Genomic DNA, 13,560 nt, shown 5'->3' on the forward strand with positions numbered 1-13,560 from the left:
GAGACGCGTTCGGGAGAGCGTCTCGGTACGTCAGCAGGTACGCGACCTGGACATTCGTCCAGATCGCGTGACTGGTCACCACGCGCCTTGGCCGTGTACCGGGCGTACCCGGTCTCCCCGGCCTTCGCTGCTGTCATGTGGATCACCGTAGCAGTGAGTTAACGGCCATCGACAGCGAGTTCCGTACCGGCAGAAACGAGTTTCCCTGATGCATGCTCACTTGGTCTTCGTCACGAAGTACCGGCACCCGTGTCCACCGACCACGTGCGCTTCTTCCCCGCCCTCAAGACGGAGCATCCGCGCTTCTTTCTTCGGTGACCACCGTGGGGGACCAACGGCTCTATGCTGCCGTTCCCAATGAGGTTCACGCTCGTGGCCGGGCCACTGACGAGTGCGCGCGCGACCATTGCCTGAGATCCGTAACAGCCTTGGGATCGATATCGTTCCGCGGGGGCAACGGTCGAGCTGGGACCGCCGGAAGGGCGCCGTCCCGGCCAAGGAGAGGGCATGATGACTCGTTCGACTCGAGACCGCAGTACTGGGCGGAGAAGCATCTGCCCGCGCTTCCGCTGGGACGGGCTCGCTTGTGGTGCAATGGCTTTGGTCGCGGTCGCATGCTCACCCGGCGAGTACCCGGACGGTGTCGGAAGTGGACTGCCGCCACCACCGACGACGGCCCCACCGGTCACGGACGAGGTCATCGCGCTGCAGACCCTTGAGGTGCCGAACCTGGGCACCGTGCTCGCCGGCCCCAGCGGTCGCACCTTGTACCTGTTCAGCAACGACCGGGACTCGCAGCCGACCTGCGTCGGCGGGTGCACCTCGGCCTGGGCGCCGCTCACGACGACCGGCCCGCCCACTGCCGGTGCAGGCGTGAACCCCGCTCTGCTCGGCGTCGTCACACGTCCGGACGGCCGCGCCCAGGTCGTCTACAACGGACATCCGCTGTACTACTACGAAGGTGACGACGTTCCGGGCGAAGCCAACGGTGACACCGTGTACTCCAACGGCGGCACCTGGTACGTGGTCTCGCCCGCTGGGAACAAGATCGAGCAGAACGGCGGTTAGCCGGACCGTCACGCCGGGACGCACGCGCCGGTCTCCGTGAGGTGGCTGGTCGCGGTCGCCCACTCGCCGCGGGCCACCGCGAGCGACCCCAGCCTACGGGCTGCGCGGCCCCGGCGGTGGTGGGGGATTCTTGGCGCGAAGCGCAATGCGGCTCCCCCTCCTGGTCCGGAGGGGGAGCCGCATCGAGGCTCAGCCGGGGTTCCGATCGGTCGGGTCGGCGAAGAGCGGAAGGCTCAGAGCGGGCGCACGCCGCTGGCCTGCGGGCCCTTCGCGCCCTGGGTGACCTCGTACTCCACCGCCTGGTTCTCTTCGAGGCTGCGGAACCCGTTGGTGTCGATGGAGGAGTAGTGGACGAAAACGTCCGGGCCACCGTCGTTCGGGGCGATGAAGCCGAAGCCCTTTTCCGCGTTGAACCACTTCACGGTTCCCTGTGCCACGCTGTTTCTCCTTCTTCGAGCGCTGGATGACGGAACACCACACCGCGTGGCGAACCGGGCCTTCAGATGGCGGTTTTCTCCAGATCGATTTGAAGACAACAACACATCCGCACAAGATCCTGCGAACATGCGGGAACACGTACCCAGAAACTAACGACCGCTGACGATCCTAGCACGATCTGCGACGCCGAGGTCCAGTGATCACATCGTGGGCCCGTCGTGGCCGGTGCCGGTGCGCTGCGGAGATCGAAAAGCGGTCGTCACCACGGCCGGGCGCTGCTAGCTTGGCGCCGTGGATCTCTTCTCGAGCTCTTGGGCGGCGTTGCGCGCGGCCGTCGCCGAACTCCGGGACCAGGACTTCGAGCGGCCGTCCGGCTGCACCGGCTGGCTCGTGCGGGACCTGGTGTGCCACCTCATCATCGACGCCCAGGACGTCCTGATCACTCTCGTGACCCCCGCCGATGCGGAGCCGACCCGGAACGCGGTGACCTACTGGAACGTCGCCGGAACGCCGCCGACCGGCGACGACCCGCTCGACGCGCTGATCGTCCGGCTGGCCGCCGCGTACGAGCAGCCGTGGCTGCTGAAGTTCCACCTCGACGACGTCGGCTCGGCCGCCGGTCGCGCCGCCGAGCTCGCGGATCCGGGCGTCCGGGTCAGCACCCAGGACCAGGTGCTCACCGCGGGCGACTACCTCTCCGCGTACGTCCTGGAATGGACCTTGCACCACCTCGACCTGATCGCGCACCTCCAGGACGCTGCCGAACCGCCCACCGAAAGCCTGTCTCGCACCCGGGAGATGCTGGAAGAGATCGCCGGGGAGCCGTTTCCCGCGTCGTGGTCCGACAAGGACGCGCTGCTGGTGGGCACCGGACGCCGGGCCCCGACGGACGCGGAGAAGACCGAGCTCGGCGAATTGGCCGCGAAACTCCCGTTCGTCCTCGGATGACCGCCTGGCGGAACGGACCGAGGCGCTGGCCTGGCCGCGCCGTTCGGTCACCATCCGTTGACGCGCGTAGCAGTACCGCCGCCGAAGTCGCGGCAAAGATCGCCGGGCAGGCTGACGCGGGTGAAGCGGGGCGCCGTGTCTCACCCGTCAGCGGAGTCGGCGCAGCTTCGGATCATGATTCGGGCCTGGGGAGCGAGTTATTGTGGGCTCGGCAGAATCGAACGGCTCACCGTCCTGACCAGTCGTCGGGTGGTGACGGGCCACCGGTGGAAGGAGCGTCCGAAGTGGATGCTGCACGCGAGGATGCGGAGTTCAGCCCGACGGACTGGGTGCGCAACCAGACGAAGAAGGTGCTCGAGACCGGGACCACCGAGGGCATCGAGATCCTCGGGTCGCCCATCGTGCTGCTGACGCTGCGCGGCGCGCGGACCGGCAAGTTGCGCTACACCCCGGTGATGCGCGTGGAACAGGGCGGAAGCTATGCCGTGGTTGCGTCGAAGGGCGGCGCACCGGAGCACCCCACCTGGTACTACAACATCAAGGCGCACCCCGAGATCTCGCTGCAGGACGGGACCGCGAACAGGAAGTACGTCGCTCGCGAGGTCGAGGGTGCCGAGCGGGCCGGGTGGTGGGAGCGTGCGGTCGCGGCTTACCCGTCGTACGCCGAGTACCAGGGGAAGACCGACCGGCAGATCCCCGTGTTCGTGCTCGACCCCAGGTGACGGCCCGATGAGGTCGACCGCCAGCAGCGCGATGTGGCGCGAACCCGGCGTTGCGCTAGAGCCGCGCTAGAGCCTCGTGTACGTGTCGATATCCTGCTCGAACTCGGCGATGACCTCGGCTGTCAGCGTCGGGCGTGCGTCTGCGATCGCTTTCAGGTATTCGTCGGTCGTCGCGAGTTCTCGGTCCTCGTGCAGCACGTCGCGCTCGAACGCGGCCTGGGCGCCCTGGCGCGCGGCGAACTCGATGTCCGCCGGGGTGAACAGTTCGGTTCGCTGCACAAGCAGGTCGAGATCCACGTTGTCGCGCGCCGGGCCGAGGTAGCGCGACCAGATCGCCCGCCGCGCGGGTGGGTCCGGCGGCCCCACCGGGATGATGTAGTCGAACCGGCCCGGGCGCAGGAAGGCCGGGTCCAGCGAGCCCACCGCGTTGGTGGCGCAGACCAGCAGGCGATGGTCGTGTTCGCGGAAGCTCGGGATCAGCTTCAGCAGTTCGTTGGTCACCCCGTGCGCAGGGCCCGCCGCGGGTGTGGAACGGGTTCCGGCGATCTCTTCGACCTCGTCGATGAACAGGACCAGGTCGTCCAGTTCCTCCAACTCCGAGAACACCTCGCGCAGGGAGGCCGCCAGCCCGCCCGGCGAAGACGCGGCGAGCCGGGAAGGGAAGAGTTCGACGAACGGCCAGTTCACCCTGGAGGCGATGGCCTTGGCGAAGCTGGTCTTGCCGGTGCCCGGCGGCCCGAACAGCACGATCGCCTTGGGCGGCAGCACGCCGTGGCGTTCGGCCCGATCGGGGTGGGAGATCGGCAGCACGACCCGGCGATCGATGATGTCCTTCTCCTGCCGCATGCCCGCCAGCGCGTCCCACCTCCCGGGCGGCAGGAGCGCGCCGCCGAGATGTTCGAGCACGTCGAACTCGGCGGGGTCGAGTTCTTCCACCTTCTCGAAGTAGGTCAGGTCGGTGCGCGGCCGGTAGCCGGAGTTGACCATCGCCCGGAAACCCGCGGCCCCCTCGGACAACAGGCTGGTGATGCGGTGCACGCCCAGGCCTCGCAGCTTCTTCTCCAACTCGGCCAGTAGCGCGCTGCCGATGCCCCGGTTGCGCCACCGGGCGTCGAGGGCGAACAGCGCCAGCCAGGCCCTGTCACCCTCGACCTTGGCTGCCGCCATGCCGACGACGTCCTGCTGCACCACCGCGACCAGGGCCGGATGCCCGGCCCGCGCGATCGACACCACCTCGGCGGCGGAGAACACCGGCTCCCCGCCTGCCCTGCTCTGGTCCCAGATGTGGATCACCTGGTCCAGGTCGTCGTCGTGGAAATCGCGCACTCGCCAAGCTGGCATGGCACACCTCCTGGTTCTTCCCCGCGCTGCGGTGCACCGAACATGAGGCCAAGCTCGTTCCTCGGCAGCGGAGTCCGGAGTCGGGACAAGAGCGGTTTCCGCGCCGCAGCAGCAGGATCTTCAATTTGGTTGGATTCTCCGCCGGAATTCCGGTGTGCGGCAATGTGATGTTTCCGAAATGCGGATAAGCCGCACCTATCAGGCGCCGGTCGCGTCGTCGGCGGTCTTGCACCGCAGCGGGAGGGCGACCTGGCCGCGATGCGACGGATCTGCGTCAATTGCCACGGGAGGTTGTCGTGAGATTGCCGAACGACCACGAGAACCGCTGGGCGAGAGCTCGCTTCCACCTGCGGGAAGCGTCCTCAGCAGCGTCGGCGGCCGCTGGGGTCCTTCCGCGACAGGCGTGGACCCGATGCGGGTGCTGACCTTCGGGCACGGCACCGCCGACGCGGCGACCATGACCGGCCTGCTGTGCGGCGCCGACGTCCACCTGCTGGTCGACGTGCGCACCGCACCCGGCAGCCGGTACAACCCCGATGCGACGCGGTCGGCGATGTCGCAGTGGTTGCCGGCGGCCCACATCGGTTACCGATGGGACGCCCGGCTCGGTGGGTGGCGCCAGGCGCACCCGGACAGCCCCGACACCGCGCTGCGCAACCGGTCTTTCAGCGGTTACGCCGAGTACATGCGCTCCGGCGGTTTCCGGGTCGCCATCGACGACCTGCTGGCCGACGCGGCCGCGGAACCGACCGCGGTGATGTGCGCCGAGTCGGTGTGGTGGCGTTGCCACCGCAAGATGATCGCCGACTTCCTGACCCTGGTCCGCGGGGTGGAGGTCGCCCACCTGATGCACGACGGGGCGGTGCGACCGCACCGCCCCAGCCCCGAGGCGCGCCTGGTCTCCGACCGGGGCGTGCTGGTCTACGACGCAGGCCAGCCCCCGCTTGGCCCGGACTGATGTCGGTGCCAGTCCGTATCGCTAGCGGTAGATGATCCGACGACGACGGCGGCGTCGGTGAACCGGGCCGAAAGTATGAGGTGCCAAGTCGTTGTCTCGGTCGATCGGTTGATCCACGACGACATCATCGACAACGATGAACTGCGACGCGGTCAGCCGGCCGTGTGGAAGCAGTACGGGGTTCCGGCGGCGATCCTGATCGGCGACGCGCTGCACTCCGAGGCGTTCGGGATCCTGCTCAGCGGAGGCGGCCCCAACGCCGCTGCGGCAGCTGCGCGCCTTGCCACCGCCATGCGGGAGGTCGTCGTCGGGCAGGTCGAGGACATTCGGTTCACCGAGCGGCCGTGGACGGGCGAGCAGGCGGTGAGCATCGCCGAGTACCAGGCGATGGCCGAAGCCAAAACCGGTGCGCTGCTGGCCTTTTCCGCCTCGGCCGGCGCCTTGCTGGGCGGTGCCGACGCTGCGGCTGCGGACTGCTTTGACCGGCTCGGGCGCGATCTGGGCCTCGCCTTCCAGTGCACCGATGACGTGCTTGGCATCTGGGGCGATCCAGCGAACACCGGCAAGCCGGTGTTCGGGGACCTGCGCGAGGCCAAGCGGACGCTGCCGGTGATCGCTGCGCTGACCGCCGAGGTGCCCGCGAGCTCGCGGCTGGGGGCTCTGCTCGGGCGCGGCGTGCGCACCGACTCCGACCTGCGACTAGCGGCGGAGCTCATCGAAGAGGCTGGTGGGCGTGCGTTCGCCGAGCGGGAAGCTGCCAGGCATCTTGCCGGGGTTGACGACTGCCTCGCCTTGCTGTCGATGTCCGTTGAGATCCGCGCTTCCTTCGATGCCCTGGCCCATTCGCTGATCGGGAGGCTCAAGCAGGAAGCTGCCGGAAAAATCCTAAAAGGACGATGATCGCGATGTAGGTCGCGCCAGCGGCGGATCGTCTCGGTCGATTGCGTTCTCCGATCGACATCCGGCGGGCGATTTCCGAAAATGGCGGTGTTTTGCCTGGTCACCGGCGCTTTCGGGGCTCGCCCGGTCCGGCGGGTGGCAGCGGTCGTTCACCTGCCGTATACGAACGCCTGTTGCACTAAGCCGCGTTCGGCGGGAGCCCGTCGAGAGAGGCGAAAGGTGCGCAGTGAGCCGTATTGAACTGCAGGGTCTGAGCCGCCGATTCGGTTCGGTCACCGCCGTGAACGACGTCTGGCTGGATGTGGCCGACGGGGAGTTCGTGGTGCTGCTGGGCCCGAGCGGCTGCGGCAAGTCCACGCTGTTGCGGATGATCGCCGGGCTGCTCCCGCCGACTGGGGGACGGCTGCGGCTCGCGGGCGCCGACATCACCGACGTCCCACCGCAGCAGCGCGACCTCGCCATGGTCTTCCAGAGCTACGCGCTCTACCCGCACCTGTCCGTGGCCCGCAACATCGGCTTCCCGCTGCGGGCCCGGCGCTGGTCCCGGGCCGACATCCGGGCGAAGGTCGCCGAGGTGGCCGCCACCCTCGACCTAGTGGAGCTGCTCGACCGCAAGCCGCGTGAACTCTCCGGTGGCCAGCGGCAACGGGTGGCGTTGGGCCGGGCGTTGGTCCGCGACCCAGGCGCGTTCCTGATGGACGAGCCGCTGTCCAATTTGGATGCCAAGCTGCGGGCGAGCACCCGTGCGGAGATCTCCGCACTGCACCGGCGGTTGGGCGCGACGATGGTCTACGTCACCCACGACCAGGTCGAGGCGATGACCATGGCAACCCGGATCGCCTTGCTCGACGGGGGAAAGCTGGAACAGGTCGGCACCCCTGAGGAGGTCTACGACGAGCCGGCCTCGGTGTTCGTCGCCCGGTTCCTGGGCTCGCCTGCCATGAACCTGCTGGACGTCACCGTGCGTGCCGAAGGCGGCGCTCTCACGGCTCGGGCAAACGGCGTCGAGCTCGGGTTGGGCATCGAGGGCGAAATGCCCGAGCGCGAGGTGGTGCTCGGTGTGCGGCCCGAGCACCTCCGCCCGGCCGGGTTGGAGGAAGCCGGCATCCGCGCAGCGGTCACCGCGGTGGAGAACCTCGGCAGCGAGGAAGTCGCCCTCTGCGAGGCCGGCGCCAGCCCTATCTGCGTGCGCGGACCCCGTCCGCTCGGCCTGCGGCCTGGCGACCGGGTGAACCTGGCCACCCGCCCCCAACACCTGCACCTCTTCGACCCCGGCAGCGGCCGCAGGCTGGCCTGGCGGCCTGCTCCGGTCGCCGCAGGCGTTTGATTTCCTATCAGAACAAGGAGAATCCGATGAAGAAGTCCCTCGTCGCGGCGTGCGCGGCGACGGCTCTCACGCTGGTCGCCGCTGGCTGCGGGCTCGGCACCACTGACACCCCGGCGGCGGTGGGCCGGGTTCCGGAGCTGGCCCCCGACCAGAAGGTTTCGATCGTCTTCGAGAGCTACAACTTCGGCCAGGCCGGCGCCTGGACCGACACCTTCAACGAGCTGATCGACGAGTTCGAAAAGACCCATCCGAACATCACGGTGACCGCGCAGAAACCGCAGGGCAACAGCTCGAACCCGGCCACGGACACGATTCCCAGCCTGCAGAGCCAGCTGACCGCGGGCAATCCGCCGGACGTGGCGCAGCTCGGCTTCAGCGACCTGGACTTCGCCGTCAACCAGCTCGGTGCCGCGCCGCTGGACGACCTGGTCGGAAAGGACGAGGTGCAGCGGAACTTCGACGGATCGCGACACCCGTACGCCCCGACCGCGCGGACACTCGGCGACTGGAACGGCAAGACCTACGGCGTTCCGTTCGTCTTCTCCACCCCGACGCTCTACATCAACCAGGACCTCTTCGCCGCCGCCGGGCTGGACCCGGCAAGACCGCCGGCGACCTGGGACGAGGTGCAGCGGGCGGCACTGGCGGTCAAGGAGCGCACCGGCAAGGACGGTGCCTACGTCGACTGCATGACCAAGGCGTCCAAGGACTGGTGCTTCCAGGCGCTCGTGCGTTCCAACGGCGGTCGGGTGATCGCCCAGGACCGGCGTTCCCTCTCCTTCGCCGAGGCGCCCGCGGTCGAGGCCGTGCAGAGCATGCAGGACATGGTGCGCTCCGGCGCGATGCCCAACCGCACCCAGACGCAGGCGGTGGACGCCTTCGCCCGCGGAGAGTTGGGCATGATCCTCGAATCCAGCGCCACGCAGGGCAACTTCCTCAAGGGCGCCGCTGGGAAGTGGCGGCTGGGAGCGGCCCCGATGCCGGGGTTCCAGGGCGAGCCGACGGTACCGACGAACTCGGGCGCGGCGCTGTTCGTGTTCTCGCACTCGCCCGAGAAGCAGCGGGCCAGCTGGGAGCTGATGAAGTTCCTGACCAGCGAGCAGGCCTATACCAAGATCGCGAGCAAGATCGGTTACCTGCCGCTGCGCACCGGACTGGTCGACGATCCGAACGGGCTCAAGTCGTGGGCCGACAAGAACCCGTACCTGAAGCCGAACCTGACGCAGCTGGCCCATATGGAGCCGTGGGTGTCCATGCCCGGGCCCAACTACTTGCAGATCCGCGACGGCATGATGGAGGCAGTCGAGAGCTCGGTGTTCCAAGGCGCGGACGCCGCGACAACGCTGCAAGCCAAGCAGGCCGAGGTGTCCAAGCTGCTGCCGGGCGGTGGCAGGTGACCCGACCAGACCTCACGCTCGTGCAGCTCAGCGACACCCACCTGCGGCCGGCGGACGGCTTGATGCACGGTGTCGTCGACACGACGGCGAACCTGACCACGGCCGTCGGGATGGTCGAGAACTCCGAGGCCGACGTGGCGGCGCTGCTGTTCACGGGTGACCTCGCCGACGACGGAGACCCGGCGGCCTACCGCAGGCTGCGCAGCATCGTCGCACCTGCCGCACGCCGGCTCGGCGCCGAAGTCGTCTATGCGATGGGAAACCACGACGAGCGCGCGGCGTTCCGCGCCGAGCTGCTCGACGAGCAACCTGGGACGGGCGAGTGCGACTCGGTGTCGACGGTGGACGGCCTTCGGGTGGTGACGATGGACAGCACTGAGCCCGGCTACCACGACGGTCACCTGTCGGACGCGCAACTGGACTGGCTGGCCCGCGTGCTGGCCACCTCGGCCCCCCGGGGCACCGTCCTGATCAGCCACCACCCGCCATTGCCCTCGCCAGTGCCGACGGTGCACTTGCTCCGGCTACGCGGCGCGGACCGGCTTGCCGAGCTGCTCAGGGGCACCGACGTGAGGCTGATCGTGAGCGGGCACGCGCACCACACCGGGTGCGGTGCGCTGGCCGGAATCCCGGTTTGGGTGGGACCAGCACTCGCCTACGGCGTGGCCGCGGTCCCGCCAAAGGGCCGGCTGCGCGCCGGAGCGGACGCCGGGTTCAGCCGCATCGACGTGTTCGGCGACCAGATCGTGGCCACCGCGGTCCCGCTGTCCACGGCCGACCAGGTCTACGACGTGGACGCGGCCGAGCGCCTGCGGATGGTCCACGAAGTGGTGGGGGCCTGGTGACCGGCACTTTCGTGGAGATCCCCTCCCCGAGTGCGGCGGGCACGGAGGTTGTGCCCGCCGCACGCCGGTCGGCGTGGAGCCGGGTGCGGCGGATCGCACCGCCGTACCTCTACTTGGCGCCTGCCGTCGCGCTGCTCGTCTTGTGGACCTACCAGCCGCTCGCGCAGACGGCGTACCTGTCGGTTCACTCCTGGAACCTCGTGCCGACCTCGCCCATGCGGGAAGTCGGGTTCGCGAACTACATTCGCCTGCTGACCACGCCGGAACTGGGCGAGTCGGTGCTGCGCACTTTCGCGGTGATCGCCGGGATGCTGCCGTTCACCGTGCTGATCCCGACCGTCGTGGGGCTACTGACCCGCCATGTGCGCGGCCGCGCCGCGGCTGTCTACCGCGGCCTGGTGTTCGCGCCGATGCTCGTCGCGCCGGTCGCCGGGGCCGCGGTCTGGCAGTGGTTGCTCGATCCGACCGCCGGTGTGGTCAACCGGCTGCTCGGAACCGAGCTGAACTGGATCAACACCACCGGGACCGCGCAGTTGGTCATCATCGTGATCACCGGGTGGCACTTGGTCGGGTTCGCCGCGCTCGTCGTCTCCGCCGGGCTGACCGGGATCAACCCGGACTACGCGGCGGCCGCGCAGGTCGACGGAGCCTCGCGCGGCCAGATCACGCGGTGGGTCACACTGCCGCTGCTCTCGCCGACGCTGGCCTTCCTGGTGCTGATGACGGTGTTGCTGTCCGCGCAGTGGACCTTCCCGCTGATCGACACCCTCACCCAAGGAGGCCCGGTCGGCTCCACCACCAACGTCTACTACCTGTTGTGGGAATACGGGTTCCGCAGCCACGACGCGGGGTTGGCCGCAGCGGCCGGGATCGTCTTCTTCCTGGGATTCATCGTGCTCGCCGCATTGCTGGCGAGCCTGGCGGATCGGTTGAGCCATCATGACGACTGAACACAGCGCGAACGACGAGCCGGTCGGCGCGCGCAGCCCGGCGCAGCGGGCCCTGGGCCATTCCGCCCTCGGGTTGCTCGGCCTGTTCTGCGTGTTCCCGATCTACTGGCTCTATGCCACGTCATTGCGCGCGCCCGGTGATGTCTACCAGCTGTCGGTGTTGCCGTGGCCGCTGTCCACCGGCAATTACGCCGACGCGCTCGGCAAGATCGACCTCGCCGGGATGCTGCTGAACACCGCGATCGTGGCCGTGCTCAGCGCGCTGGGGCAGCTGCTGATCGCGCTGCTCGCCGCTTATGCCTTCGCGGCCTGGTCGTTCCCGTTCCAGCGGTTGCTGCATCTGATGTTCGTGGGCACCTGGCTGGTGCCGTTCCAGGCGACCATGCTGCCCAACTACGTGCTGCTGGCCCGGTTGGGCCTGTTGGAGACGCTGGCCGGGGTGATCATCCCGACGCTGTGCTCGGCATTGGGCGTGCTGCTGCTGCGGGAGCACCTCAAGAACTTCCCGAAGGAGCTGCTCGACGCGGCCCGGATGGACGGCCGGTCATCTTGGAGTTCACTGTGGACGGTTGTGGTGCCCTCGCTGCGCCCGGTGCTTGCGGCATTGGGCATCCTGCTGGTCATCACGGCGTGGAACGAGTACTTCTGGCCGGCCATGGTGCTGCAGCGCAGCAACGCGGTGGTGCAGCTCGGCCTGCGTAGCTTCCTCGGTACCGAGGGCAACGAGTGGGGGCCGCTGATGGCCACCGCGGGACTGACCTGCCTTCCGGTGTTCGCGCTCTACCTGGTGCTGCAACGGCACATCGTGAACGCGTTCGTGAGATCCGGCCTGAAATGACGCTGCGAAAAGGACGCAGCAGCCGGTTCCGCCATCGGGCCGCCAGCCGTAGAGCACGCCGCCTGCAGGTGAATCCTCACTCCAGCGCACCGGGAGGAAGGCATTCCAGGAACGCGTTCACGAGCGGGCCATGCTCGGTGGGCCAGACGGCGTGGAGCTCGAGGATGGGTACGGGGTCGACCAGCGGGACGGTGGTGGTGCGCGCGCCGGGGGAGCGGACGTCGGTGAGCCCGCCCCGCAGTGCCGAGGCGAAGCCGACAACCGGCTTGACCGCGGCGAGGATGGCCGTCGCACCCGGGTCGTCGACCTCTTCGGCGACGGTGAGCTGGATTCCGCTGGTCCGGGCGGCGGAGAAGATCGTGTCGTACATGGCCGACGACTGGGCCCGGTTGAACAGCACGCAGGGTTCCCCGGCGAGCTCGCCGAAAGGCACCCGGTCGAGACCGGCCCAGCGGTGTTCCCGGCCGACCACGGCGACCAGCGGTACGCGCAGCAGCAGGCGGCTGGTGAGGTTGGTCGCCGTCGGCTTGCCGTACACCATCGCGACGTCCAGTCGCCCGTCGGCGAGAGCCGCCAGCTGCGGGCCGGTCCGCATCTCGAACATGGTCACGTCGATCGCCGGGTGGCGGCTGTGCAACGCGCTCAGCGTGGCGGGCAGGATCCGTTGCCCGGCGGGGAAGTTGTACCCGACCCGGACCGTGCCGGCCCGCCCGGCAGCGGCCGCACGCGCGGCCTGCCCCGCCCGCTCCGCCCTGGCAACAATGTCCTGTGCGAGCTCGCGGAAGGTTTCCCCGGCGGGGGTGAGCCGGACCTCGTGCGAGTTCCGGGCTACCAGCGCCGCCCCGACCGAGCGTTCGAGCCGCTGCAGGTGCTGGCTCAGCGAGGGCTGAGCCAGGTGCAGCCGCGCCGCGGCCCGGCCGAAGTGCAGTTCTTCGGCAATAGCTAGAAATGAGACGAGATGCCGCAGTTCCACGCCTGACCTCCCTGGGTGTCGCCACGCTACCGGGCGCTGGAGAGCGACGGATGAACAGCGGGCGACGGGCAGTGGTGGATTGGCGCCGATCGCCATCTCCGGCCCCGTCGGCCGAGGTCGGCGAGCTTGCGCTCCAGCACCGCCCTTTCGCGCTCGTTGCCGCACAGCCGCACTGCGAGCTCCAGTTCGGTGCGTGCCTCGTCGGCGCGTCCCAGGCGGGTGAGCAGTTCTCCGCGAACGCCAGCCCCCGGCCGATCTGCGCCGCGCGGGCCAGGGCGGCTCGTCCCCGGCGGATCGCGGCGCGGTCCCAGCGGCGGCGGTCCTGCTCGGCTGGTGCGGGACGAGCGCCGACCCACTCTTGATTAATTCAAGAAAATGGACCAGACTGCTGCGCGTGCCAACGACTGCCGACCTCGAGCGCATGCTGCGCGGGGTTGCACTGCGCGTGACCCGCCCTCGGGTGGCAGTGCTGTCTGCGGTGCATGATCGCCCGCACGCTGACACGGAATCGATCATCGGTGCCGTGCGCAAAGATCTTCCCAAGGTGTCCCACCAGGCCGTCTACGACGTGCTGCGCGCGCTGACCGCCGCGGGCTTGCTGCGTCGCATCCAGCCGATGGGGTCCTTGGCCCGCTATGAGGCGCGGATCGGGGACAACCACCACCACCTCGCATGCCGGTCGTGCGGCGTCATCGTCGACGTCGATTGCGCTGTGGGTGCCGCACCTTGCTTGGCTGCCTCCGATGCCCACGGCTTCACGATCGACGAGGCCGAGGTCATCTACTGGGGACTGTGCCCGGCCTGTTCCCCCGAGCCAGTTCCGGAAAAAACCCGCTGAAGAGAGCCCGAAAGGAT

The 13,560-nt window shown here is 68.9% G+C and carries 14 protein-coding genes and 1 pseudogene; 11 read left to right on the forward strand and 4 right to left on the reverse strand.

The genetic code is table 11. From position 1 onward, the window contains the following. Positions 1-594: 594 nt before the first annotated feature. The gene (locus ACRXBZ_RS37000) at positions 595-1,068 is read left to right on the forward strand and encodes a COG4315 family predicted lipoprotein (RefSeq protein ID WP_433883032.1); all 474 of its coding nucleotides are present in this window, start codon (positions 595-597) and stop codon (positions 1,066-1,068) included. 233 nt (positions 1,069-1,301) lie between these two features. Here ACRXBZ_RS37000 and ACRXBZ_RS37005 read toward each other — a convergent pair whose 3' ends face one another. Beyond that, positions 1,302-1,505, reverse strand: coding sequence for a cold-shock protein (locus ACRXBZ_RS37005; protein ID WP_168588124.1), 204 nt, complete (start codon positions 1,503-1,505; stop codon positions 1,302-1,304). A 292-nt stretch (positions 1,506-1,797) separates the two neighbouring features. Between ACRXBZ_RS37005 and ACRXBZ_RS37010 the strand changes: the two genes are divergently transcribed. Together ACRXBZ_RS37010 and ACRXBZ_RS37015 are read left to right on the forward strand one after the other, a co-directional pair. Next, the gene (locus ACRXBZ_RS37010; protein ID WP_433883033.1) at positions 1,798-2,454 is read left to right on the forward strand and encodes a maleylpyruvate isomerase N-terminal domain-containing protein; all 657 of its coding nucleotides are present in this window, start codon (positions 1,798-1,800) and stop codon (positions 2,452-2,454) included. Positions 2,455-2,738: 284 nt separating this feature from the next. Continuing rightward, the gene (locus tag ACRXBZ_RS37015) at positions 2,739-3,176 is read left to right on the forward strand and encodes a nitroreductase family deazaflavin-dependent oxidoreductase (RefSeq protein ID WP_433883034.1); all 438 of its coding nucleotides are present in this window, start codon (positions 2,739-2,741) and stop codon (positions 3,174-3,176) included. 66 nt (positions 3,177-3,242) lie between these two features. Here ACRXBZ_RS37015 and ACRXBZ_RS37020 read toward each other — a convergent pair whose 3' ends face one another. After that, positions 3,243-4,517 (reverse strand): ATP-binding protein, encoded by a 1,275-nt coding sequence (locus ACRXBZ_RS37020; RefSeq protein WP_433883035.1) that lies wholly within the window; start codon positions 4,515-4,517, stop codon positions 3,243-3,245. A gap of 412 nt (positions 4,518-4,929) precedes the next feature. Between ACRXBZ_RS37020 and ACRXBZ_RS37025 the strand changes: the two genes are divergently transcribed. The 7 genes from ACRXBZ_RS37025 to ACRXBZ_RS37055 all read left to right on the forward strand — a co-directional run bounded on the left by ACRXBZ_RS37025 (position 4,930) and on the right by ACRXBZ_RS37055 (position 11,732). Beyond that, positions 4,930-5,475, forward strand: coding sequence for a DUF488 domain-containing protein (locus ACRXBZ_RS37025; protein ID WP_433883036.1), 546 nt, complete (start codon positions 4,930-4,932; stop codon positions 5,473-5,475). Between the two features lie 108 nt (positions 5,476-5,583). Beyond that, positions 5,584-6,375 (forward strand): polyprenyl synthetase family protein, encoded by a 792-nt coding sequence (locus tag ACRXBZ_RS37030; protein WP_433883037.1) that lies wholly within the window; start codon positions 5,584-5,586, stop codon positions 6,373-6,375. A 226-nt stretch (positions 6,376-6,601) separates the two neighbouring features. After that, positions 6,602-7,702, forward strand: a complete 1,101-nt coding sequence (locus tag ACRXBZ_RS37035; RefSeq protein WP_433883038.1) for an ABC transporter ATP-binding protein — start codon at positions 6,602-6,604, stop codon at positions 7,700-7,702. Positions 7,703-7,728: 26 nt separating this feature from the next. After that, complete coding sequence (locus ACRXBZ_RS37040; RefSeq protein WP_433883039.1) at positions 7,729-9,099, forward strand: ABC transporter substrate-binding protein; 1,371 nt, start codon at positions 7,729-7,731, stop codon at positions 9,097-9,099. Then, positions 9,096-9,944 carry a metallophosphoesterase gene (locus ACRXBZ_RS37045; RefSeq protein ID WP_433883040.1) on the forward strand — a complete coding sequence of 283 codons (849 nt, stop codon included), beginning with the start codon at positions 9,096-9,098 and terminating at the stop codon, positions 9,942-9,944. The genes ACRXBZ_RS37040 and ACRXBZ_RS37045 overlap by 4 nt, the downstream gene beginning before the upstream one ends. Continuing rightward, the gene (locus ACRXBZ_RS37050) at positions 9,941-10,894 is read left to right on the forward strand and encodes a carbohydrate ABC transporter permease (RefSeq protein ID WP_433883041.1); all 954 of its coding nucleotides are present in this window, start codon (positions 9,941-9,943) and stop codon (positions 10,892-10,894) included. The genes ACRXBZ_RS37045 and ACRXBZ_RS37050 overlap by 4 nt, the downstream gene beginning before the upstream one ends. Further along, entirely contained in the window at positions 10,884-11,732 is an 849-nt protein-coding gene (locus ACRXBZ_RS37055; protein ID WP_168588134.1) for a carbohydrate ABC transporter permease, read from the forward strand. Before ACRXBZ_RS37050 ends, ACRXBZ_RS37055 begins: the two co-directional genes overlap by 11 nt. A 76-nt stretch (positions 11,733-11,808) precedes the next feature. Here the strand turns inward: ACRXBZ_RS37055 and ACRXBZ_RS37060 are convergent, their stop codons facing one another. Both ACRXBZ_RS37060 and ACRXBZ_RS37065 read right to left on the reverse strand, forming a co-directional pair. Continuing rightward, on the reverse strand, positions 11,809-12,705 hold the full coding sequence (locus tag ACRXBZ_RS37060; RefSeq protein ID WP_433883042.1) for a LysR family transcriptional regulator: 897 nt from the start codon (positions 12,703-12,705) through the stop codon (positions 11,809-11,811). Positions 12,706-12,815: 110 nt separating this feature from the next. Then, positions 12,816-13,048, reverse strand: a pseudogene (locus tag ACRXBZ_RS37065) (RNA polymerase subunit sigma-24); the annotation flags it as partial. 78 nt (positions 13,049-13,126) lie between these two features. Between ACRXBZ_RS37065 and ACRXBZ_RS37070 the strand changes: the two are divergent. Continuing rightward, entirely contained in the window at positions 13,127-13,543 is a 417-nt protein-coding gene (locus tag ACRXBZ_RS37070) for a Fur family transcriptional regulator (protein WP_168590377.1), read from the forward strand. The last annotated feature ends 17 nt before the right edge of the window (positions 13,544-13,560 follow it).

Source organism: Saccharopolyspora hattusasensis, assembly GCF_050972075.1.
In the GTDB taxonomy this organism is placed as follows: Bacteria; Actinomycetota; Actinomycetes; order Mycobacteriales; family Pseudonocardiaceae; genus Saccharopolyspora; species Saccharopolyspora hattusasensis.

Coding starts and splice junctions, on each gene's coding strand:
- ACRXBZ_RS37000 (WP_433883032.1), top strand. CDS start 595: ATGGCTTTGGTCGCGGTCGCATGCTCACCCGGCGAGTACCCGGACGGT.
- ACRXBZ_RS37020 (WP_433883035.1), bottom strand. CDS start 4,517: ATGCCAGCTTGGCGAGTGCGCGATTTCCACGACGACGACCTGGACCAG.
- ACRXBZ_RS37025 (WP_433883036.1), top strand. CDS start 4,930: ATGCGGGTGCTGACCTTCGGGCACGGCACCGCCGACGCGGCGACCATG.
- ACRXBZ_RS37040 (WP_433883039.1), top strand. CDS start 7,729: ATGAAGAAGTCCCTCGTCGCGGCGTGCGCGGCGACGGCTCTCACGCTG.
- ACRXBZ_RS37055 (WP_168588134.1), top strand. CDS start 10,884: ATGACGACTGAACACAGCGCGAACGACGAGCCGGTCGGCGCGCGCAGC.
- ACRXBZ_RS37070 (WP_168590377.1), top strand. CDS start 13,127: ATGCTGCGCGGGGTTGCACTGCGCGTGACCCGCCCTCGGGTGGCAGTG.